Source organism: Dactylosporangium sp. NPDC000521, from assembly GCF_042898305.1.
GTDB lineage: Bacteria > Actinomycetota > Actinomycetes > Mycobacteriales > Micromonosporaceae > Dactylosporangium.
This window is the reverse complement of record NZ_JBIAYW010000012.1, coordinates 171,217-193,496: the sequence shown is the minus strand read 5'-3', so window position 1 is coordinate 193,496 and position 22,280 is coordinate 171,217. Positions and strand designations below refer to the sequence as shown.

Genomic DNA, 22,280 nt, shown 5'->3' with positions numbered 1-22,280 from the left:
TACGTGTTGGGCCTGATTCTCGCCGCGCTGCGGGCCCGGCGCGCCACCGCGGTCGTCATGTTCGTCCTCGCCGCGGTCACCATGGGTGCGGCCGTGGGCGCCGACGCCGTGTCCGGGCGCCTGGAGCGCAGCGCCGCCACCGCCAGGGTCGACGACGCCACCCCCGTCGAGCGCACCCTGTCCGTCCGCGCCTCGGTCGCCCTCGGCAAGGCACCCGACGACATCGTCAGCCGGTTCCAGGCGACGATCACCCGTGTCCCCGCGGACCGGACCCTGATCGGCGTGCGGTACTCCGGCGTCCTGCGCACCGAGACCTCGCGCCTGCCGGTCGAGCTGCGGGCGGTGGAGGGGTTCTGCGACAACATCACCCTGCTGCAGGGCCGCTGCGCCGAGCAGGACGGCGAGATCGTCCTCGCCCCCGACATCGCCCGGCAGCTCAACCTCGCCGTCGGCGGCACGCTCAAGCAGGACGGCGGCTCCGGCACGGCCGTGGTCCCGCTGACCCTCGTCGGGCTCTTCGCGCCCAGCGACCCGCTCGGCTGGTACTGGTCCGGGCTCGACGGCGTCGCCGCGTACACGACGCGTAACACCGTCGCGATGCCCGGCGGCGCGGCGGTCGCCACCTACGACGCCCTGCTGCCCGCCACGGCCTTCGACGACCCGGCCGCGATCGAGGCCACCGTCGCCCGCCTGCGCAGCGGGTCCGTCGACGTCTCCTCGGCCGCGGGCACGCTCGCCGCGACCGTCGCCGCCGACCGCCGCGGGGTCCGGCGCGGTCTGCTGCTGGTCGAGCTGCAGGTGCTGCTGTGCGGCGGCCTGGCGGTCGCGGTCGCGGCGGCCTACGCCGCGCAGGAACGCCGGGCCGACGCCGCCCGCATGGCGATCCGGGGCATGCCGCCGTGGCGCATCCTCGCCGGCACCGCCGGGCAGAGCCTCGTGCCGCTGCTGGCCGGCGCCGCGTGGGCGGTCGCGCTGCGCCCCGCGCTGTGGCCTGCCCTGGCCGCCGGGGTCGTCATCGTCGTGGCCGCCGAGTGGCCGGCGACGCGGGCGGGCGTGCCGGCGCTGCTGCGGGTCGTGCAGCCCCGCCTCCCGCTGGTCGCCGCGACGCTCGAGGTGTGCGTGCTCGCGATCGGCGCCGCCGCCGTCTTCCAGCTCGTCGCGGAGCCGGCCGCCAACGTGCGGCGCGACACCGGGTTCGGCCTCGGTCAGGCCGCCGTGCTCCTGATCGCGTTGGCGGCAGGTGTACTGGCGACCCGCGCGTTGCTGTCCATCGCCGGGTTCGCCGGCCGGACCGCCCTCGCCGCCGGGCACGTCGGGGGTGCCCTCGCGGGCCTGACCCTCGGACGCCGGCGGACCGCGTACCGGATCGTGCCCGTGCTCGCGGCCGCCACCTGCGTCCTCGCCGTCGCCGCGCAGGACTGGGCCGGGGCCGCGGGCGCCCGCGCCGACCGGGCCGCCGTCGAGGTCGGCGCCGACCGCGTGCTGCGCGTCGCGCCGATGGACCGGGAGCGGCTTCTCGCCACGGTCCGCGCCACCGACCCCGGCGGCCGCGACGCGATGGCGGTCGCGATCGGCGGCGGCATCGGCGCCCCGGTCATCGCCGTCGACGGCACCCGCCTGCGGGCGGTCACCGGCACCGACCTGCCGACGCTGCGCGCCGAGGCGCCCGCGCCGCTGACGCTCACCGGCACCAGGCTGACGCTGCGTTTCGTCTCGCCCGGCACGGCGGTGACCATGCTGCTGGCCGGTGACGCGGAACGCGTGACGGCCGTCTTCCGGCCACCGGGTGCCGGACCCGCCGCCGTGCCCGTCGACCCTGCCGCGCCGCCGCCGCCGGCCGTCGAGTCCACAGTGGACGTCTCGGTGCCGCAGTGCGCCGCCGGCTGCCGGATCGTCTCCGTCGAGATCAACCGCGGCCCCGTCGACCTGCTCGAGCTGCGTGCCGACGGCAAGGTCGCCGTCGACGGGGCCACGTTCGCCGACCCGGCCCGCTGGCGGACCACGCTCGGCCGGGCCGTCAGCACCGTGCAGGCCGGCCAGCGCGACGGCCGGCTCCGCCTGCTGGACACCGACCCGGCCAGCGAACGCCCCCGCGACAACCGCCTCTACGTCGTGGACACCCCGGTCCCGCTGCCCGCGCTCGTCGCGGGCGACCTGGAGCTGTCCGACGACAACGACGTGCCCCGCGTGCAGCTCTTCGGCGCCGATCTCCCCGTGGCACCGCACGCCGTCACGTCGATCCCGCGCGGCGGCGCCGAAGGCGTGCTCATCGACCTGGAGTACGCCGCCCGCATCGCCGGCCCGACCGGCGGCGCCACCTCCGGCTCCCGCGAGCGCCTCGAGGTGTGGCTCGGCCCGTCCGCCCCCGCCGACCTGCCCGACCGGCTCAGGGCCGCCGGCCTCACCATCATCGGCGGCGACAGCGCCGGCGCGGCCACGGCCCGCGCCGACCGGCTCTCCCCGGCCGTGACCCTCCGCGCCGGCCTCGCCGGCGGCGCCGTCGCGCTGCTGCTCGCCGCCGTCACCGCCGCGGTCGTCGCCGCCGTCGACCGCCGCCGGCGCGGCGCCGAGCTCACCGCCCTGCGCCGCCAGGGCCTGCCGGCCCCGACCGCCCGCACCGTCGGCCGCTGGACCGCGGTCGCCCCGGTCCTCGTCGCGGTGCCCGTCGGTATCGCCGCCGCCGTGCTGGTCCGGCTGCTCGCACCGGCACCGGTCCGGCCGTTCGCCGACCGGTGGCCCGTGCCGGTCGCGCCGGTGCAGTGGCTCGCGCTCCTGGCCGCGGCCGCCGTCGTCTTCGCGGTCCTGCTGCCGCCCGCGCTGTGGTCCCGCTCGGGCGACCGGGCACGAGGAGCCGCGCCGGCGGCGGGGAGGGGGTCGCGGTGATCGGGCTCGTGCTGGCGATGCTGTGGTCGCGGCGGGGGAGGGCCGCGACCGTCATGCTGCTGACCGCGCTCGCCACCGCCGGCGCGCTCGCCGCGCCCGCGTACCTCGCCGCCGCCGACGACCGGATCGTCCGCTCCGAGGTGGCGGCCGCCACCCCCGGCGAGCGGACCGTGCTCATCACCGGTGAGGTGCTGTCCTCCGGCGGCGGCAGCATGGCCACGACGTTCCAGAGCCTCGCCGGCCGCTGGCTCGACACCCCCGGCTACGCGACCGTCTTCTCCGCCCAGTTCACCGCCCAGCCCGCCGACCTGGAGATGGCGACCGCGTCGCAGCTGACCACCATCTTGTTCCGCGAGAACATCTGCGCGCACGTCCGGGTCGTCGCCGGTCGCTGCCTGATGGGCACCGGCGACACGATCCTCTCCGGGCGCACCGCGGACCGGCTCGGGCTGCGCCCGGGCGACACCGTGTCGCTGGCCGGCTCCAGGTACGACCAGCAGAGCGGCCGGTACACGCCGGCCGGGCCGCCGACCGCGCTCACCGTCGTCGGCGTCGTCGAGCCCCGCGACGGCGGGGAACCCTACTGGGGGCGCACCGGCGGCATGCGCGACGCGTTCCAGGTCGACCGGCGCACCGTGGACATGTTCTCGCGGCCGGCGGAGCTGCAGGCCTACGACGCGTACCCGCTGCCCGGCGCCATCACCGTCGACACCCTCCCCGCGCTGAGCGAGTGGGCCAAGAAGGCGCAGCAACGCAGCACCGACGAGGCGCGGCTCAACACCGACCTCGACGTCCTGCTCGACCGCATCGCCGAGCGCCGGGCCGAGGTCCGCGCCGCCGTCCCGTTCGCGGTCGCGCCCGTGCTGCTGCTCGCCTGGGCCGTCATCACCCTCGCCGTGTCCACCGTCATCCGGGCCCGCCGCTTCGAGCACGGCGTCATCGCGCTGCGCGGCGTCGCCCGCCCCGGCCGGTGGTGGCTGGCGACGGGGGAGACGCTGCTGTCGGTGCTCACCGGGGCGGCGCTCGGGTTCACCGCCGCCGGCGGCTGGCAGATCCGCGGTGCCTGGCCGTACGCGGCCGTCGCCGTCCTCGGCGCGCTCGCCGTCGCCCTCACGGTCGCGCTGCGCACCGTCTCCGCGCCCGTGTCCGCGCTGCTGCGGCAGGTCGACCGGCACACCGCGCGCTGGCGTGGCGTCGCCCTGGAAGGCGTCCTCGTCGTGGCCGCCGCCGTCGCCGTCGCGCAGGTCCGCGGCCGGCCCGGCGGCGTCGCCCTGCTCGCGCCGGCCCTCGTGCTGCTCGCGGTCGCCGTCCTCGCCGGCCGGGTCGGGCCGGTCCTCAGCGGGCTGTCCGCGGCAAGGGCGCTGCGCCGCCCCTCCGCCGGCCGGTTCCGGCTCGCCGGGGCCCTCGCCGGGTTCCGGCTCGCGCGGCGGCCCGTCGGCGCGCGGCTCCTCGCGCTGCTCACCCTCGCCGTCGGGTCCCTCGCGTTCGCCGCGGGCGCGACGTCCGCCGTCGACCAGCGGCAGGGCACCCAGGCGGCCCTCGACACCGGCGCGCCCGTCGTCCTCGACGTCGACGCGACCAGCCGCACCCAGCTGCTGCGGGCCGTCCGCGCCGCCGACCCCGAGGGGCGGTCCGCGATGGCGGTGGTGCCGATCCGCGACTCCGACGACAACTCCGGGGCCGTCGCCGTCGACGCGGCCCGCCTGCCGGCCGTCGCGCTGTGGCCCGCCGGCGCGCCACCCGTCGCCGACGTGGCCGCGCGGCTGCACCCACCGGCGCCCGCCGAGGCGGTCACACACACCGGCGCCAAGATCGCCTTCGACGTCACCGTCTCCGCGCTCGACCGGCCCGACGTCGATCTCACCGCCGTCCTCACCCCGCTCGACGGCCAGGCCACCGCCAGCGCCGACCTGGGCAAGCTGGTGCTCGGGCGGAAGTCGTACACCGGCGAAACCCCCATGTGCGTGCGCGGCTGCCGCCTCGTGGAGATCGCCGTGAAGCTGCCGCCGTACGTCGGGCCGACCATCGTGGTGACCCTGCACTCGCCGCCGGCGACCGACTGGCGCACCGCACCGGGCGCGACCGCCGTGCGCGGCGCCGACGGGGTCACCTTCAGCCTGCCGATGACCTCCCAGCCGGGCGCCGGCGCGCTGCGCCCTGCCTACGGCCCGGCCGAGCTGCCGGTCGCGACCACCGCCCCGCTGCCCGACGCCGAGTTCAAGACGTTCGGCGGCAAGGCCGTCCCGGTCGCCGAGGTCAGCGCCAGGCGCCTGCCCCGCGTCGGCACCACGGGCGCCCTCGTCGACCTGGAGTACGCCGACCTCTTCGCCGAGGACGACGGCCGCGCCACCGGCGCCGAGGTGTGGCTGTCGGCGACCGCGCCCCCGGGCATCGTCGACGCCCTGCACGCCCAGGGCCTCACGGTCACCGGCCGCCGCACCGTCGCCGACACCCGCACCGCCATCGCCGCCGGCGGCACCGCGCTCGGCCTGCGCTTCTACCTGCTGGCCGGCTGGCTGTCGGCGGCCCTCGGCGCGGCGGGCCTCGCGGTGGCCGCGATCGGCACCAGCACCCACGACCTGCGCGCCCTGCGCGTCCAGGGCCTGCGCCGCTCGACCGGCACGCTGGTGGAGCCGTTCGTGGTCCTGGCGCTCGTCGCGGCGGCCGGCGTCGCGGGCGTGCTGGGGGCGGGGCTCGCGTGGTTCGCCGTCGGCGGCACGCTGCCCGGCCTGAAGGGCGCCGGCCTGCCCCCGCTCGGGGTGCCCGCGGCGACGGTCGCGGTGGCGTCGGCGGCGCTGGCCGTGGCGGGCCTCACCGCCCAGGCGGCCGCCTCCCGCACCCGCACCCCCCGCGTTTCCGTGATCCGGAAGACTTATGGTCGCCAGGGCGACAAAAAGTCTTCCGGATCATGAGAGGTCGCGTGGCATTCAACCATGTCCACAGTGGACGGAAGCAGCGCACGAACGGAGAAACACGAACGCCGGAAGAAGTGGCATCGTGACAGCCACTACCGGAAGGGGAGCGACATGGCACACATCGATCTCGGGGTCGACGAGAAGCAGTTCCCAGGCATCACGGGCCGATGCGGTTCCGCCCGGAGACGGCGAAGCCGCTCAACGAACTGGCCGAAGTACTGCTGCGCGCCCCGCACTCGCTGCCGGCCGGCGAGCGGGAGCTGATCGCCGCGTACGTGTCCGGGCGCAACGACTGCAACTTCTGCTGCGCGTCGCACTCGGCGTTCGCCGCGGTGCAGCTCGACGAGGGGTACACGCTCGTCGACCAGGTGCGCGCCGACCTCGACACCGCCCCGGTCTCCGCCAAGCTGCGGGCGCTGCTGCGCATCGCCGGCGCGGTGCAGGTCAGCGGCCGCGAGGTGACCACCGGGCTCGTCGAGGCGGCCCGCGCGGAGGGTGCGACCGACGTGGAGATCCACGACACGGTCCTCATCGCCGCAGCGTTCTGCATGTTCAACCGGTACGTGGACGGGCTCGGCACGTTCGCGCCCGAGGGCCGGGACGCGTACGCCGAGTCCGCCCGCCGCATCGTCGAGGTCGGCTACGGCAACGCCATCCCGATGGACTGAGCAAACACAAGGGTGACCCCGCGCCGATCCAACTGCGATCGTCGATGGATGGATCGCCTGCTCAAGTCCGCGCAGCAACTCCGGGCAGACATGGTCGACCGGCTGGCCGCGCTCGTCGCGTGCGAGTCGGCCCCGGGCTCGCTGCCCCATCTCGAATCCTGTGCCGACCTGCTGACCCGCTGGGGCTCGGAAGTGCTCGGCCGGCCCGCCCGGCGGGTCGTGATCGACGGCCTGCCGCACCTGCTGTGGCCGGCCGCCGATCAGCGGGTGCTGCTCCTCGGCCACTTCGACACGGTCTTCCCGGCTGGCACGACCAGGTCAAGGCCCTTCACCGTGCGCGGCGACATCGCGACGGGGCCCGGTGTGCTCGACATGAAGGGCGGCATCGTGCAGATGCTCGCGGCCCTGCGCCTGATCGAGGACACCTCGGCGGTCGGCGTGCTGCTCACCTGCGACGAGGAGACCGGGTCGGTCACGTCGCGGCCGCTGATCGAGGCGGAGGCGCGCCGCTCCGCCGCCGTGCTCGTCTGCGAGGCGGCCACGCCGGAGGGGCACGTGAAGGTGGCGAGGAAGGGCGGCTCGGTCTACAGCGTCACCGTCCAGGGCCGCGCCGCGCACGCCGGCGTCGAGCCGCAGCGCGGGATCAACGCGACGGTCGAGGTGGCCCACCAGGTCCTCGCGCTGGGCCGGCTCGGCGTGGCCGACAGCGGCGGCACGTCCGTCACACCGACGCTGCTGTCGGCCGGCACCACGACGAACACGGTGCCCGAGAGCGCCAGCCTGGCCGTCGACGTGCGGGCCTGGACGAGGGACGAGCTCGAGCGCGTCGACCACGCCATCCGCGGGCTGGTGCCGGTCCTGTCGGAGGCGACGCTGGCGGTGGGTGGCGGGATCAACCGGTACCCGATGCCGGCGGAGCTCGCCCGGCCGCTGCTGGACCTGGCCCGGTCGACCGCGCGGCGGCTCGGCATCGCGGACCTCACCGGCGCGTACGCCGCCGGCGCGTCCGACGGCAACTTCACCGCCGCGCTCGGCGTGCCGACCCTCGACGGCCTCGGCGCGGTCGGCGGCGGAGCGCACGCCGCCGACGAGTACATCCGCCTGGACCGCATGCCGGAGCGGGCCGCACTCCTCGCCGGGCTCACAGAAACACTCGCCGCGGCCAGGCGCGCCGAGGCGGCAACGGCGGGCGGGATCCCGTAACGTGCGTCGGCATGACCTCGGCGCAGCGCCCGGCATCGTCAGTCCCTCTGGTCGGCGTCGAGGAGGAGTTCCTCGTCGTCGACGCCGCCACGGGTGAGGTGGTCCCGGAGGCCGCGACGGTCGTCGACGCGGCGCGCCCGGCCCTCGGCGCCAGGGTCGGCGGCGAGATCACCAAGCTGCAGGTCGAGACCCGCACCGACCCGTGCCGCAGCGTGGACGACCTCGCCGCGCAGCTCGCCGGTGCCCGCGCCGCGGTGCAGGCCGCGGCCGTGCCGGCGGGCCTGCGGGTGATCGCGAGCGGCTCGCCCGTGCTCGGCCGGGCCGTGCCGCCGCCCATCACCGAGGGGGCCCGCCAGGACCGCGGTAACGCCACCTTCCGGGGCCTGCACGACGAGCTCGCGATCTGCGCCGTCCACGTCCACGTGGAGGAGCCCGACCGGGACCGCGCCGTGCTGATCGGCAACCACCTGCGCCCGCACCTGCCGGTCCTGATCGCCCTTACGGCCAACTCGCCCTACTGGGCCGAGCGGGACACCGGCTACGCGAGCTGGCGCAGCGTGACGTGGGGGCGCTGGCCCGTGGCCGGCCCGCCGCCGTTCCTGACCTCCGCCCGCCAGTACGACGACCACGTGGACCTGCTGCTCGAGGCGGGCGCACTGGTCGACCGGGGCACGATCTTCTGGGACCTGCGGCTGTCGGCGAACCACCCGACCCTCGAGGTCCGGGTGGCTGACGTGCCCGTCACCGCCGGCGAGTCCGCGGCGCTCGCGGCGCTGGTGCGGGCACTTGTCGTGGTCGCCGGCGACGCCGTGGACAAGGGCGACGAGGGGCCGAGGCCGCTCCCTGAGCTGTTGCGGCTGTCGTACTGGCGGGCCGCCCGCGACGGGATGGGCGGTCACGGCGTCGACGTCGCCACCGGACGGCTGCTGCCCGCGGCGGCGCTGGCCGAGCGGCTGGTGGCGCTCGCCCGGCCGGCGCTGGACGAGGCGGGCGACCGCGTGCGGGTCGAGGACTGGCTGGCCCGGCTCGCCACCGGCGGTGACGGCGCCACCCGCCAGCGCGCCGCCGCCGCGCGGCGCGACCGTCTCGCGGACGTCGTCGACGACCTCGTCACCCACACCGCCCCGGGCGTACCCGTGACATCGATGACGTTCGAAGAGAGCACGTCCGCGTAGCGACGAACCGCACCGGTCTCCGCGACGCTGGAGGAACCGGGCGCCGCCTGGGCGACCGGCCGACCGTTGCAGGGAGGCCACTGGTGACCGACGCAGAGCTGCTCGCCACCGTTCCGATCCGGCACGACCGCAGGCCACCGGCGGACATGGTCCGCGCGGCGGAGGGGTTCGCGGAGCGGATGGCGCAGCGCCGTTCGGTGCGGGACTTCGCCGCCGACCCGGTGCCCGACGGGGTGATCGAGGCCGCGATCCGCGCCGCCTCGACCGCGCCCAGCGGCGCGAACGTGCAGCCGTGGCGGTTCGTCGTGCTGACGGATCCGGCCCGCAAGCGCCGGCTGCGCGAGGCGGCGGAGGCGGAGGAGCGCGAGTTCTACGAGCAGCGCGCCCCGCAGGAGTGGCTGGGTGCGATCTCCGCGCTCGGCACCGACTGGCACAAGCCGTTCCTGGAGACCGCACCCGCCGTCATCGTCGTGTTCGAGGTGCACCGGGGGCCGCACAGCCCGAAGCCGTACTACGTCAAGGAGTCCGTCGGCATCGCGGTCGGCCTGCTGATCACCGCGCTGCACCACGCCGGCCTGGTCACCCTGACGCACACGCCCAGCCCGATGCGGTTCCTCAACGAGGTGTGCGAGCGCCCGCCGGAGGAGCGCCCGTACGTGGTGATGCCCGTCGGCTACCCCGCGCCGGACGCCCGCGTCCCGGACCTGACCCGCAAACCCCTCGAGGAGGTCATGGTCCGCTGGTGAAGTCCTTGGCCAGGAAGTCGACGAGCGGCTCGACGTGCCGGTCGGGGCGCCGCCACTCCGCGAGGAGGTCCTCCAGCAGGTGCTGCTCGGCGACCAGCTCCGTGCCGCGGTACCGGCGGATCACCGGGTGGATGAAGGCGCTCTCCCTCGCCCGGTCGGGGGTCGGGTGGCGCTCGATGGCGAAGACGTCGCCGTAGTCGTCCCGCCCCCACCGCAGCGCGAGCGTGTACCAGTGCCCGGCGTCCGCGAACCGGTCCACGGCGTAGTCCTCGGGCAGGTCCTCGTAGTGGTGGAAGTCGCCGGTGGCGTCGTCGCGGACGAAGACGTCGCACAGGTACTCGAACTGGGTCCACAGCGCCGAGCTCCAGTTGACCCGGTCGAGCATCAGCTCCGCCAGCGACCCGGGATCGGCCGGCGTCGCCGTGCGCGGCAGCGGCACGCCCTCGTACCGCTCCCGCAGGATCCGGGTGAACGTCCGCAGGTTGTACCGGAAGCCGTCGATGAACGGCGACGACGCGTGCTTCACGTCCCGCGCCTGCGCGATGGTGCCGGCGAAGTACAGTCCGTTGACGTCGCTGGACTGCCAGTCGGGGCGCAGCCCGGGCATGCGCCCGTCGCGGATCATCTGCGGGCTCGTCGTCTCGTCGAAGATGCCGGTGTCCATCCGGAAGCCGGTGCAGCGCAGCACCGTGTGGTAGTCGAGCACGGCGGTCTCGCCCTCGGCGTGGGTGTACGTGATCGACACCTGGAAGCGTCCGTCGACGGGCCGGATCTCGTCGATCGTGCAGTCCAGCACCGAGTGCAGCGTCTTGAACTGGTAGCTGTCGAGGATCGCGCCGTACTGCCCGCGGACGTCCCCGGGATGCTTGGTGTTCCACGCGAGCCGCAGCGGCTGACGGCTGGCGAGGTGCACCATCGACGCCCGCCCCAGGATCGCCGACGCCGTCTCGAACGCCGAGTTGCCCTTGCCGATGATCAGCACCCGCTGGTTGTCGTAGGCCTTCGGGTCGATGTCCATGTCCTCGTACCCGACGGCGTGCTCGATGCCCTTGATCGCCGGCACGAACGGTGCCCCCCAGCCGGTCGCGACGATCACGCACTCCGCGCGCACGTCGCCCTGCCCGGTGCGCACCGTGAACCCGCCATCCGTCCGGCTGATCCGCTCGACCGTCGTGCCGAAGCGGATGTTGAGCCGGTGCACCCGCTGGAACTCCGCGAGGTAGCCCACGAGGTCGTCGGCCGCCGGCAGGTACTCCTCGCTGAACTTCGGGAACAGCAGCTCCGGGTCGTCGTTGAGCAGGGAGTTCCAGTCCCACCGCAGCCGGATCTCCGGATCGGTGCTGTCCGTGTGCACCTTGTTCAGCGAGATGAGCCGCCGGTGCCGGGGAAACCTGGTGAAGAAGCCGCCGGGCGCGTCCCCGCTCTCGAGCGTCAGGTAGTCGGCACCGTGCTGCTGAAGGTAGTAGCTCAGTTGAACTCCGGCGGGTCCCGCCCCGACGATGACGTACCTGTGCTCGCTCTTGGCCATCCTTAGCCCTTCCGCTCTCCCGACGGCGATGCGTTGCACCGAACCTTGGTGGGGAAGAGCGACGGGTGTCAAGGCTCACGCGGCCATGCGGGTCCAGCTGTCGTAGTCGTGGATCGCGATGCCGTTGAAGGAGGTGTACCGCGCGGCCTCGCTGTCCACAGTGGACAAGGCGGTGGACAGGGCGGACCGGGTGCCCGAGGCGAACGTGCAGTAGGCGCAGTCGACCAGGGGCTGAGTCTCCGCGGCGAGGCGCACCGGGCGGCTGGCGCTCTGCCCGCGGGCGAGCAGGTCCGCGCCGACGTCGGCGACGCCCGCCGCGCTGTCGCGGTAGGACATGACCGTGATCGCGTGCACCCTCGCGATGACGGCGTCGGCGAGGTTGCCCTTGCCAGCGGGCACGGTCGCGAGCCAGAAGGGCACGTCCACGTCGAGCGGCTCCGGGCCGGCGGTGCGGACCGCGTCGAGCATCGCCAGGTAGCCGGCGACGATCCGCGGCTGGTCGGTGGTCCAGCCGGGCAGCAGGTACGGCTCGACGTCCAGATGGACCCCGTCGAACAGGCCGGTGGCCGTGGCCCGCTTGCGCCAGGCGACGGCCGACGCGGCGTCTAGGGCCCACGACGGGTCGCCGCCGAGCGCGGAGAGCCGGATGCCGGCGGCGCGCGTGCGGGTCCGCAGGTCCTTCAACCGGGCGAGCTGCGCGGCGGTCGGCTGCCACGGCACCGCCACGAAGATCTCGGTGACGCCCTGCGCGGTGGCCCACGGCACGACGGCGGCCGGGTCCGCCTGCGACCACAGCCACATCGCCCGGGAGCTGGACATGGTCGTCGCCGTCGTGCCCGTCTTGGCCGGCGCGGCGGCCGGCTTCGTCGTGGCGGTCGGTGTCGCGGCGGGCCTCGCCGTCGTGGTCGTCGCCGCGGTGGTCTCCGGCGGAGTCGTCGTCGCCGTGGGCTTCGCCGTCGTGGTCTTCACTGCGGCGGGCTTCGCCGTCGTGGTCTTCGGCGCGGTGGGCTTCGCCGCCGCGGGGGCGGGCCTGTTCGTGGCGGCGGACGCCGCGGCCGGGGCGAGCGCCACCCCGACCGTCACCGCCGCGGCCAGCGCCCACAGCTTCCGTGCCATGCCCGACCTCCATGTCTGCCCCTGCCGTGCCTGCTGGGCAAGCGTCACGGCCGGCCGTTGCGGGCCGGTGGCGGGCACGGGCCCGGACCGGTTCGATCCGGTTGCCGTGGCACGGGTCGGGCACATCCTGTGATACTGCGCCGCTCGCGACGTGCGGCCGGCCGGATCCCGATGACCGACCGGCCGACACGCCCGGGGCGTCGCTACGGAGTGCAGCAGGTCATGGCGTACACCTGGAACGCCTTCGCGTAGGCGGCCTCCCAGTTCAGCACGACCTTGTTGACGTTCATGACAGTGCCTTCAGCGACCCGCAGCCACTGCGGGTCGCGGAAGGCGCTCGACCAGCGGGTGGTGCCGCTGCCGTCGGTGGCGCAGGCCGGGCAGCCCGCTCCGCCTTCGGACGACGACGCCGTGGTCGGCTTGCCCAGCGCGACGTTGTTCGTCGGCGGCACGGTGCCGGGGCCCTTGTTGGAGACGGCGACCCAGTCGATGTTCAGCTGCCCGCCGGAGACCGTGGCGGCGTTGGGCCCGCCGCCGAACGCGTCGGGGAAGCCGCCACCGATCGCCAGGTCGTAGATGATGAAGGTGGGAGAGCGCTCTCTCGGCACGGTACAACGCGCGGCGCCGGGTGGAAACCCTCGTTCTGTTCGCGGCGGGGCACAATCGGGGACGTGCGGATCGGGGTGCTGGGGCCGCTCGAGGTGCGGGCCGCGTCCGGCGCGCCCGTCGAGATCGGCGGTGCGCGGCTGCGGGTGCTGGTCACGCTGCTCGCGCTGGACGCCGGGCGGCCGGTCACCGGCGCCCGCCTCGCCGACGGCATCTGGGGCGGCACCCCGCCCGGCGACGCCACCAACGCCCTGCAGTCCCTCGTGTCCCGCCTGCGCCGGATCCTGCCTGACGGGACGCTGGTCGCCCGCCCGTCCGGCTACCTGCTCGACGTCGACCCCCGCGACGTCGACCACCTCCTGTTCGCCGACCTGGTCGAGCGCGCCAGGACGCTGCTGGCCGAGGACCCGGCCGCCGCGGTGGCACTGTTCCGCGACGCGGAGTCGCTGTGGCGGGGCCCGGCGCTCGAGGACGCGGGGGAGGCGCCGTTCGTGCTCGGCCGGCGGGCCAGGCTCGACGAGCTGCGCCTGTCCGCGACGGAGGACCGGACCGCCGCCGAGCTGTCCCTCGGCCGCCGCGTCGTGGCCGACCTGGAGGCCGCCGTCGCCGCCCACCCGCTCCGGGAGCGCCTCGTCGACCTGCTGATGCGCGCCCTGCACGCCGAGGGTCGCACCGCCGACGCGCTGCGCGCCTACGCCCGCTGCCGCGAGACCTTGGCCGAAGAGCTGGGCGCCGACCCGTCCGCCGCGCTGACCTCCACCTACCTGGCGATCCTGCACAACACGCTCCCGGCGGGGGCGGGTGTCCCCGCCGCGCCGGGCCTGACGCACGGGCCGGCGCCGCACGATGCGCCGTCGGACCACCCCGCCCCGGCACGCCACCGCACCTCCACCCCCGCGACTCCGGCGAGCGACCCAGCCTCGCCCACCACCGCCCCGGGGAACCACCGGTCCTCCGAGGTGCCTTCGGTGCGGCTGGACCAGCGCGCGGCGAACGGCGGCGGGAATCTGCGGGCGCCGCTCACCAGCTTCGTCGGGCGGGGCGAGGAGCTGCGGACGCTGCAGGAGACGCTGGGGACGGCGCGGCTGGTGACGCTCGTCGGGCCCGGGGGAGCGGGCAAGACGCGGCTGGCGACCGAGGCCGGCCGGGCCGCCGCGCCGCGGGACGGGGTGTGGATCGTCGAGCTGGCCAACGTCACGGACCCCGGAGACGTCGTGCAGGCGGTGTGGACCGGGCTGGGCATGCGGGACCCGTCGGCGGCGGCCGGGCCGGTCCGGCGGGCGACGGCGGCGGCCGCCGAGAGGACCGCGGCGTTGCTGAGGATCGCGGAGGCACTGTCGTACCGGCGGATCCTCCTCGTCCTCGACAACTGTGAGCACGTCGTCGAGGCCGCCGCGGCGCTCGCGGACCGGCTCCTCGGCGACTGCCCGCACCTGCGCATCCTCGCCACCAGCAGGGAGCCGCTGGGCATCACCGGGGAGGTGCTGCTGCCGGTCGGGCCGCTGCCCGCGGACGCGCTGGACTCGGCGGCGGTGCGGCTGCTGTCGGATCGTGCGGCCGCTGTACGACCGGGCTTCCGGCTGGACGGATCCGCCCTCCGGATCTGCCGGGCGCTGGACGGGATGCCCCTCGCGATCGAGCTGGCGGCGGCGCGCTGCCGGTCGATGACCCCGGCGCAGGTCGCGGACCGGCTCGACGACCGGTTCCGGCTGCTGACCCGGGGGAGCCGCACGGCGCTGCCACGCCACCAGACGCTGCGGGCCGTCGTCGACTGGAGCTGGGACCTGCTCACCGAGCCCGAGCGGGCGATGCTGCGCCGGCTCGCCGTCTTCCCGGGCGGCGCGACCCTCGAGGCGGCCGCGGCCGTCTGCGACCCGGACGGCGCGCTCGGCGACCCGGTCGAGCTGGTCGCCGCGCTGGTCGACAAGTCGCTGCTGGTGGAGGCCGGCGGGCGGTACGGGATGCTGGAGACCATCCGCGCCTACGGCCTGCAGCGCCTCGACGAGCACGGCGAGACCGCGCGGCTGCGGCACCGGCACGCGACCTGGTTCCTGGCGCTCGCCGACCGTCTCGAGCCGTCCTTGCGCACCGCCGGGCAGCTCGAGTCCCTCGCCGTGCTGTCCGCCGAGCACGACAACCTGCACGGTGCGCTGCGCCGCGCGATCGCCGACGGGGACGCCGACCTCGCCGTCCGGTTCGTGCTGGCGCTCAGCTGGTACTGGTGGATGCGCGGCCACCGGGTCGAGGGCGGCGCCCTGGCCGTCGCCGCCCTCGCGCTCGACGGGCCGTGCGACCCCGGGGCGCGCGCGATGGCGTGCGGGGTCGCCGCCGTCAACGGGTTCGACGGCGTCGGCGAGGCCACGCAGGTGAACGAGTGGTTCGACGAGGCGTTCGCCCACCAGGGCGACCATCCGATGTTCCGGCTGTTCCAGGCCGTCGCGATGCTGTTCCGCCAGGGGTCGACGGAGGCCACCATCGAGCGCATCGGGACGCTCCTCGACGACCCCGACCCGTGGCTGGCGAGCCTCGGCCAGCTGCTGCTGTGCCACGCCGAGATGAACGTGGGCATCCCGTACGACGCCGCGGTCGCGCGCTTCGACCGTGCGCTCGCCGGGTTCCGGGCGATCGGGGAGCGGTGGGGGATGGCGGCGTCGCTGCAGTCCCTCGGCGAGATCCACGCCCGCCGCGGCGACCACGCGGCCGCCGCCGGGCACATCGAGGAAGGGCTGCGCCTGTTCGACGTGCTCGGCGCCACCGAGGACCGGCCGCCCGCCGAGGTGCGGCTCGCCCAGCTGTACGAGCTGCTCGGCCGCACGGAGGAGGCGGAGGCGATGCTGGCCCAGGCTCGGCGGACGGCGCTCGATGTCGGGCTGCCCGACGGGATCGCGTACGTCGAGTACGTGCACGCCGACCGGGCGCTGCGGGCCGGCCGGCTCGCCGATGCCCGGCAGCGGTACTACCGCGCGGCCGAGGTGCTCGGCGCCGACCGCGCCTCGCCGCAGCTGCTCGCGGCCGTCCACGGTGGACTGGCCGTGGTGCGCGCCCGGGAAGGAGCGACGGCGGCCGCTCGTACCATGGCCGCGGTCGCTCTTGAACACGCCCGCGACGCGTTCGACGGGCCCGTCGCCGGAGCGGTGCTCGAGGACGCGGCGGAGGTCCTGCTCCTCGACGGCGACCCGGCCACGGCCGTGACGCTGCTCACGGCGGCCCGGAAGACCAGAGGTGGCCCCGACCGCACCCGCCCGCACGTGGCCACGCTCACGGCGGACGCCGAGGCCGCCCTGCCGGTCGCGGAGCGTGCCGCGGCGGTCGCCAGAGGTCACGCCCTGTCGATCGAGACGGCGGTCGATCTCCTGTAAATGGTTTGAAAATACCCCGCGTCGAGGCGCAGGCTGAGAGGCCGCCACAACGATCCGGGGGGATCCCACCATGCGCCTGCTCCGTGACCTCTGGGCCACGTCGCCGCGCCGCACCGGTCTCGTGGTGGTCCTGATCATCCTCGGCGCCGCCGGTCAGGCCCTCGCCGCCGGCGTCGCCGGAGCGGTCCTGATCCATCGATCATGGACCATGTTCGTGGTGCTCGCGGTGGCGCTCTTCGCCGCCGTGGCCACCGACCTCGTCGTCGGGCTCGTCATGGCCAGGGTCACCGCCGACTGGTCCGCCGACGTGCGCCGGCGGCTGTGCCAGGTCGCGTTCGGCCAGGACCTGCCGACCCTGGAGACCACGCCGGTCGGCGAGCTGCTCGACCGCATCGACGGCGACGTCTACCAGGTCGGCTCCGAGCTGCGCGGCAGCGGCGTGCGGATCGCCCAGTCGATCGCGTTCGGGGTGCTGTCGATCGGCACCACCTTGTACGTCTGGTGGCCCGCCGGCGTCGCGATGGTCGTGCTCGTGGCCGGCCTCACCGCCGTGCTCCGCAAGCCGACGTCGAAGATCGGCACCGCCCGCATGGGCGAGGAGGAGGCCTGGTCCGACCTCGCCGCCGTCATGGAGGAGTCCATCCACGGCCAGGACGACGTGCGCACCAGCCTCGCCCGTCCGTACGTGCTCCGCCTGTACGCCCGGCGCGCCAGCGTCGTGCTCGAACGCGGCCGCCAGGTGTGGACCCGCTCCGGCGCCGTCACGGCCGTCGCCGCCGGGACCGTCCGGGCCGGCATCGCGGTCATCGTCGTCGCCGGGCTGTGGGCCCTGACCTCCGGACACATCGACGGCGCGCGCCTCACCGCCGTGTGGCTGCTCGCCCTCGGCTTCGGCGCGACCGTCGAGCACACCAGCCGGATGGTGCCGGAGCTGCAGTACGCGCTGGGCGCCTGGGGCCGGGTCCAGCTGCTGCGCGACTCGCCGCAGGAGCCCGCGGGCGGCGCCGAGCCCTCGGCCGGTGACCTCGTCGTGCGGGACCTGACCTTCCGCTACGGGGCGGACTCCGCGGCGCGGGCCGCGCTGCGCGACGTCAGCCTCACGTTCGCGCGCGGCCGCTCGTACGCCCTCATCGGCCGGACCGGCTCCGGCAAGTCGACCCTGGCGAAGGTGCTCACCCGCGCCGTCGACCTGCCCCGCGGCACCGTCTTCCTCGGCGGCGCCGACCTGCTCGACCTCGACGTGGAGGCGCTGCGCCGCTGGATCGCCGTCGTGCCGCAGCGCACCGAGATCCTTGCCGGCACCCTCGCGGAGAACATCGCCCTGTTCGACCCCGCGCTGCTGCCCCGGGCCGCCGCCGCGCTGGAGGAGCTGGGCCTCGCCTCCTGGGTCGCCGAGCTGCCGGACGGGATGGACACGAAGCTCGGCGAGGGCGGCCACGCGCTGTCCGCCGGGCAGGAGCAGCTCGTCGCGTTCGCCCGCATCGTGGTGCGCGACCCGCAGGTCGTCATTCTCGACGAGGCCACCGCGCGGCTCGACCCGGTCACCGAGGCGCAGGTCCAGCGGGCCACCGACCGGCTGCTCGTCGGGCGCATCGGCATCATCGTCGCGCACCGGCTGTCCTCGGTGCGCCGCTGCGACGAGGTCGTCGTCCTCGCCGACGGCGCCGTGGTGGAGGCCGGTCCCATGTCGTCCTCCACCCGGTTCGCCTCGCTGCTGGCGCAGTCTTCCGTCCGTGTGCCGGTCACGCCGTCCGGTTCCGCGGTCGCCGTCCTCGAGCCTCCGCCGTTGCCGGGGTCCCTGGTCTCGGCCGTCACGGACAAAACGGACCCGCCGCCGCTGCCGAAGCTGCCGCGCGCCCGCACGCTGTGGAACATCTACAAGCTCGCCACCAACGACGCCCGGTACGGCCTGGTCTCCGTCGCCATGTTCTCCCTCATGGTGTTCCTCGGCCTCGACGGCTCGGTGCTGCCGTGGCTGTGGGCCGACCTCGTCGACGGCACCGGCGACCTGCTGTGGCCGGCCGTCGGGATCGTCGCCGGCCTCCTGCTGCCGTTGCCGCTGCCGTACTACACCGGCAAGTGGTTCCCCGAGTGGTGGGTCAGACAGCTGCTGCGCATCAGCCTGCGCCTCGTGCACGGCCAGACCGGCCCGCGCCGGGTCAGCAGCCACACGCCCGCCGAGGTCGTCGCGCAGGGCGGCGACACCGAACGCGTCGTCGTGCTCGCCGACAACCTCATCGACCAGTGGATCTGCGCCTTCGTCCTGGTCTCGATGACCCTCGTCTCGGGCTCCCTGGTGCCGGCCGCGTTCATGGCCGCCACGATCGTCGTCTCGGGCCTCGCCGCCACCCTCTTCGGCCCCGTCCTGAAGCGCTCGGCGACCTTCACGGTGGCGGCGCGTGCCGCGTTCGCCACCGCGCTCGTCTCGTCGCTGTCCGCCGCCCGGACGGTGAAGCTCGCCGGCGCCACCCGTCCCGTCCTGGCCCACCTGGCGAAGCTCGACGAGATCCGCAGCGCCCGGCAGCGCTGGGAGATCTCGATGCAGGTCTGGGCCCGCTCCACCCCCGCCATCGCCAGCGGCCTGCTGCCGATCGGCGCGTGGGCGCTGCTGCTCACCGGCCACCTCACGCCGGGCGCCACCCTCGTCGCCGTCTCCACCCTGGGCTCGGCCCGCTGGTTCGCGTGGACGACCGCGTCACTGGTCTCGCAGCTGCCCTCCGCCCGCGTCTGGACCCGCCGCACCGTCGCGATGACCGGCGAGTCCGAGTACGCGGCGCTGGTTCCCGGCGTCGACCTCTCGCGGGGGATCGCTCCCGCCCCGGTCGCGCCGCCGCGCCGCCCGCTGCGCCGCCTCGACCTCGACGGCTTCACCGCCGTCCACGAGGACGGCACCGTCGCCGTGCGCGACCTCGACCTCACCGTCTCCCGCGGCGAGCTCGTCCTCGTCGTCGGCCCGGTCGGCTCCGGCAAGTCCTCGCTCCTGCGCGCCCTGGCCGGCATCGTCCACCACACCGGCGCCCTGCGCTGGAACGGTGAGCCCGTCACCGAACCCGAGATGTTCCTGCGCCCCAACCAGATCGGCTACGTCGCCCAGCTCCCGCGCGTGCTGTCCGGCACCGTCGCCGACAACATCAGCCTCGGCCACGAGGTCGACCCCGACGACGCCGTCTCCACCGCCCAGCTCACCCACGACCTCGCCGCCGCTGGTGCCGGCCTGGGCCTGCTCATCGGCCACAAGGGCACCCGCCTGTCCGGCGGCCAGCTCCAGCGCCTCGCCCTCGCCCGCGCGCTGGCCCCCCGCACCGAGCTCCTCATCGCCGACGACGTGTCCTCCGCCCTCGACGTCACGACGGAGCTCGCCCTCTGGCGCGCGCTCCGCGCCCACGGCGTGACGGTGATCGGCTCGACCTCCAAGCGCGCCGCCCTCACCCAGGCCGACCGCGTCGTCGTCCTCCTCGACGGCACCGCCGCCGCCCAGGGCACCTGGCACGACCTCGAACCCCAATGGGGCCACCTGGCCGGCTAGCTGCAATTCCCCCACCGCTGCCGCGGCGCCCCCCGGCGGGGATTCTCACCCACACCCCAGCGCGCCGCTGCGCGGCGCACTGCCCCGCGCTGATGCACGAGGCAGGGCAAACGGCGCATGCGCGCCGCATCCGGTGCCCGGGCCAATGCATGCGCATGCGCGCTGCATTCCCTCCGCCGCCGCTCTGACCGGTGATCGGCCTGCGCATGCGCACCGCACCCTGTGGCCGGCCGCCGCCCCACTCCGCGGTCTCCACGCTCCCTCCCCTGCTCACCGCCGCCGCTCTGACCGGTGATCCAAGTCGTCTGGTGGTCGTCCGGACGACCGCGGTTGTCCTTGGATCACGAACGGGCGTCGGGGTCGCGTCGGGCGCGATGGAGCGACCGACGTGACGGCGGCGGGCGGGCTCGCAGCGGGCCGCGTGGTTCCGCGTGGTGGTGCCCGCGGCGACAGCGGTTCGGCCATCCCCTCGTGATCGAAGTCGTCTGGTGGTTGTTCGGACGGCCACGGCTGTCCTTGGCTCACGAGCCGGCGTTGGGGTCGCGTCGGGCGTGGTGGGGCGACCGAGTCGGCGGGCGGGCTCGCAGCGGGCCGCGTGGTTCCGCGTGGTGGTGCCCGCGGCGACAGCGGTTCGGCCATCCCCTCGTGATCGAAGTCGTGGGGTGGCCGTTCGGACGGCCACGGCTGTCCTTGGATCACGAGCCGACGTCGGTTCGTGCCGGGCGCGATGGAGTGACCGAGGTGACGGCGGCTAGCCTCCACCCCACTCCACCGCTCGCCGCCAATGCTCCGCCCCGTGATCGAAGTCGTGGGGTGGCCGTTCGGACAGCCACAGCTGTCCTTGGATCACGAGCCGAGCTCGGGGTCGCGTCGGGCGCGATGGAGTGACCGAGGTGACGGCGGCTGGCCTCCACCCCACTTCATCGCTTACCGCTAACGTTCCGACCGGTGATCGAAGTCGTCTGGTGGTTGTTCGGACGGCCGCGGTTGTCCTTGGATCACGAGCCGAGCTCGGGGTCGCGTCGGGCGTGGTGGGGCGACCGTGGCGGCGGGCGGGCTCGGAGTGGGCCGCGTGGTTCCGTGTGATGCCCACGGCGACGGCGGCCCGGCCATCCTCTCGATGATCGAAGTCGTTTGGTGGTCGTTCGGACGGCCACGGGTGTCCTTGGATCACGAGCCGCGTCGGTTCGCGTCGGGCGCGGCGGAGCGACCGAGGTGACGGCGGTTGGACTTCACCCCGCTCCATCACTTGCCGCCAACGTTCCGATCCGTGATCGAAGTCGTGAGGTGGCCGTTCGGACAGCCACAGCTGTCTTTGGATCACGAGCCGAGCTCCGGGTCGCGTCGGGCGCGGTGGGGCGACCGAGGTGACGGCGGTTGGACTTCACCCCGCTTCATCGCTTGCCGCCAACGCTGCGACCCGTGATCGAAGTCGTGTGGTGGTTGTTCGGACGGCCGGGGTTGTCCTTGGATCATGAGTGGGGTGGACGGGCGGGCCTGGGCCTCACCGGGGGACGGTGCGGATCGGAGGTCTGGGGTTGGCGGTGAGGCGGGCGAGGTAGCTGCGCTCGACCGAGGCGACGAACCACGCTGGGTCGCGGTGGATCTGCTGGGGCGAGAAGTGCAGGACCACGGCGCCCGCCTCGGCGAGCCGGGCGTGCCGGCGGAGGGTGCGTTCCCAGTCGGCAGGGGACAGGTGGTACGCGCGGGAGTCGACCTCCAGCGCGAGGCCGACGTCGGGGATCCAGCCGTCCGGTGAGGGCAGCGCCGTGCCGTCGAGGGCCTTCAGCACGGGGTTCCACAGCAGGGGCGGCAGCACCGTGGACCTGGCGAGGAGTGCCCGGGCGTCACCCTCGGCGACCGACCTGACGCCGGCGAGCACCTCGGCCACGGCTCGGCGCAGGACGGCGGTGCCGGCCTTGGGTGCGGCCTCCAGCTCCCGGGTCAGATCCTCGACGGTGCAGTGGGCGGACTGCACCGCCTCGGCGACCATCGCCCGCACCCTGCCCGGGTCGGCGCACAACCTGGACGCCTCGACCACGCACCGCTCAGGGGAAGCGACCCGCAGCGGCCCGTAGCGCCGGCCGAAGGAATCCGGGCGGATCGTACGGTGGACGCGGACGAAACCGGTCGAAGGGACCCGGCGGTTGCAGGGGACGACGATTCGGACGCAGCGCTCGCGGGGTGCGGTGTCGAAGCCGTGCACGACGAGCGCCGCGGCGCCGGTCAGGCAGGCGGAGGGGCCGCCGTAGAGCAGGGCGGCGATCGCCTGCTGGTGACCACTGAGCTCGCCGCTGAATGTCGCGTACACGCCGGGCAGCGGGGCGGTCCACCGACCGGAGCGCAAGCGCCAGCGCAGCTGCGATCTGGTCACGCCGGCGGCGGTGAGCTGTGAACGGGCGATGAGGCCATGCTGAGCGTCCCCCATGAGGCCCGACGGTGCCGCAACACCTCGCGGAGCGGAAGGGTCTGGCTGGGGCTGTGGAAAACGCGGAGAACGACCACGAACGTGGTCTCCGTAACGTCGGCGCGTGATCCAAGGACAGCCGTGGCCG

12 protein-coding genes and 1 pseudogene are annotated in these 22,280 nt (G+C 75.0%); 9 read left to right on the top strand and 4 right to left on the bottom strand.

The features are described 5' to 3' along the window. Window positions 1-3: 3 nt before the first annotated feature. The 6 genes and pseudogenes from ACFY3L_RS34920 (at window position 4) to ACFY3L_RS34895 (ending at window position 9,590) form a co-directional block, all read left to right on the top strand. Entirely contained in the window at window positions 4-2,883 is a 2,880-nt protein-coding gene (locus tag ACFY3L_RS34920) for a hypothetical protein (RefSeq protein WP_389334035.1), read from the top strand. After that, a complete protein-coding gene (locus ACFY3L_RS34915; RefSeq protein WP_389334032.1) occupies window positions 2,880-5,795 on the top strand; it encodes a hypothetical protein in 2,916 nt (971 codons plus the stop codon). The genes ACFY3L_RS34920 and ACFY3L_RS34915 overlap by 4 nt, the downstream gene beginning before the upstream one ends. A 114-nt stretch (window positions 5,796-5,909) precedes the next feature. Then, window positions 5,910-6,466: pseudogene (locus ACFY3L_RS34910) on the top strand (carboxymuconolactone decarboxylase family protein). 48 nt (window positions 6,467-6,514) lie between these two features. Continuing rightward, window positions 6,515-7,669: a M20/M25/M40 family metallo-hydrolase gene (locus ACFY3L_RS34905; protein WP_389334029.1), complete on the top strand. Its 1,155-nt coding sequence runs from the start codon at window positions 6,515-6,517 to the stop codon at window positions 7,667-7,669. An 11-nt stretch (window positions 7,670-7,680) separates the two neighbouring features. Next, window positions 7,681-8,844 carry a glutamate--cysteine ligase gene (locus tag ACFY3L_RS34900; protein ID WP_389334026.1) on the top strand — a complete coding sequence of 388 codons (1,164 nt, stop codon included), beginning with the start codon at window positions 7,681-7,683 and terminating at the stop codon, window positions 8,842-8,844. A gap of 146 nt (window positions 8,845-8,990) precedes the next feature. Next, on the top strand, window positions 8,991-9,590 hold the full coding sequence (locus ACFY3L_RS34895) for a nitroreductase family protein (RefSeq protein ID WP_389334203.1): 600 nt from the start codon (window positions 8,991-8,993) through the stop codon (window positions 9,588-9,590). Here the strand turns inward: ACFY3L_RS34895 and ACFY3L_RS34890 are convergent. Both ACFY3L_RS34890 and ACFY3L_RS34885 read right to left on the bottom strand, forming a co-directional pair. Next, the gene (locus tag ACFY3L_RS34890; RefSeq protein WP_389334023.1) at window positions 9,574-11,118 is read right to left on the bottom strand and encodes an NAD(P)-binding domain-containing protein; all 1,545 of its coding nucleotides are present in this window, start codon (window positions 11,116-11,118) and stop codon (window positions 9,574-9,576) included. The genes ACFY3L_RS34895 and ACFY3L_RS34890 overlap by 17 nt on opposite strands. 75 nt (window positions 11,119-11,193) lie before the next feature. Continuing rightward, the gene (locus ACFY3L_RS34885) at window positions 11,194-11,937 is read right to left on the bottom strand and encodes a hypothetical protein (protein ID WP_389334020.1); all 744 of its coding nucleotides are present in this window, start codon (window positions 11,935-11,937) and stop codon (window positions 11,194-11,196) included. On the opposite strand from ACFY3L_RS34885, the gene ACFY3L_RS34880 reads away from it, so the two are divergent. Then, complete coding sequence (locus ACFY3L_RS34880; RefSeq protein ID WP_389334017.1) at window positions 11,936-12,367, top strand: hypothetical protein; 432 nt, start codon at window positions 11,936-11,938, stop codon at window positions 12,365-12,367. The genes ACFY3L_RS34885 and ACFY3L_RS34880 overlap by 2 nt on opposite strands. 70 nt (window positions 12,368-12,437) lie before the next feature. On the opposite strand, the gene ACFY3L_RS34875 is transcribed toward ACFY3L_RS34880, so the two are convergent. Next, window positions 12,438-12,842, bottom strand: a complete 405-nt coding sequence (locus ACFY3L_RS34875; RefSeq protein ID WP_389334014.1) for a discoidin domain-containing protein — start codon at window positions 12,840-12,842, stop codon at window positions 12,438-12,440. A 63-nt stretch (window positions 12,843-12,905) separates the two neighbouring features. On the opposite strand from ACFY3L_RS34875, the gene ACFY3L_RS34870 reads away from it, so the two are divergent. Together ACFY3L_RS34870 and ACFY3L_RS34865 are read left to right on the top strand one after the other, a co-directional pair. Continuing rightward, window positions 12,906-16,199, top strand: coding sequence for a BTAD domain-containing putative transcriptional regulator (locus ACFY3L_RS34870; protein ID WP_389334011.1), 3,294 nt, complete (start codon window positions 12,906-12,908; stop codon window positions 16,197-16,199). Between the two features lie 70 nt (window positions 16,200-16,269). Next, window positions 16,270-19,725, top strand: a complete 3,456-nt coding sequence (locus ACFY3L_RS34865) for an ATP-binding cassette domain-containing protein (RefSeq protein WP_389334008.1) — start codon at window positions 16,270-16,272, stop codon at window positions 19,723-19,725. A gap of 1,504 nt (window positions 19,726-21,229) precedes the next feature. Here ACFY3L_RS34865 and ACFY3L_RS34860 read toward each other — a convergent pair. Beyond that, entirely contained in the window at window positions 21,230-22,099 is an 870-nt protein-coding gene (locus tag ACFY3L_RS34860; protein WP_389334005.1) for a hypothetical protein, read from the bottom strand. Between the last annotated feature and the right edge of the window lie 181 nt (window positions 22,100-22,280).

What these genes read in the sequence shown, in the direction of transcription:
- ACFY3L_RS34865 (WP_389334008.1), top strand. Translation starts at nt 16,270, where the DNA reads ATGCGCCTGCTCCGTGACCTCTGGGCCACGTCGCCGCGCCGCACCGGT.
- ACFY3L_RS34890 (WP_389334023.1), bottom strand. Translation starts at nt 11,118, where the DNA reads ATGGCCAAGAGCGAGCACAGGTACGTCATCGTCGGGGCGGGACCCGCC.
- ACFY3L_RS34895 (WP_389334203.1), top strand. Translation starts at nt 8,991, where the DNA reads ATGGTCCGCGCGGCGGAGGGGTTCGCGGAGCGGATGGCGCAGCGCCGT.
- ACFY3L_RS34885 (WP_389334020.1), bottom strand. Translation starts at nt 11,937, where the DNA reads ATGTCCAGCTCCCGGGCGATGTGGCTGTGGTCGCAGGCGGACCCGGCC.
- ACFY3L_RS34905 (WP_389334029.1), top strand. Translation starts at nt 6,515, where the DNA reads ATGGATCGCCTGCTCAAGTCCGCGCAGCAACTCCGGGCAGACATGGTC.
- ACFY3L_RS34900 (WP_389334026.1), top strand. Translation starts at nt 7,681, where the DNA reads ATGACCTCGGCGCAGCGCCCGGCATCGTCAGTCCCTCTGGTCGGCGTC.
- ACFY3L_RS34880 (WP_389334017.1), top strand. Translation starts at nt 11,936, where the DNA reads ATGGTCGTCGCCGTCGTGCCCGTCTTGGCCGGCGCGGCGGCCGGCTTC.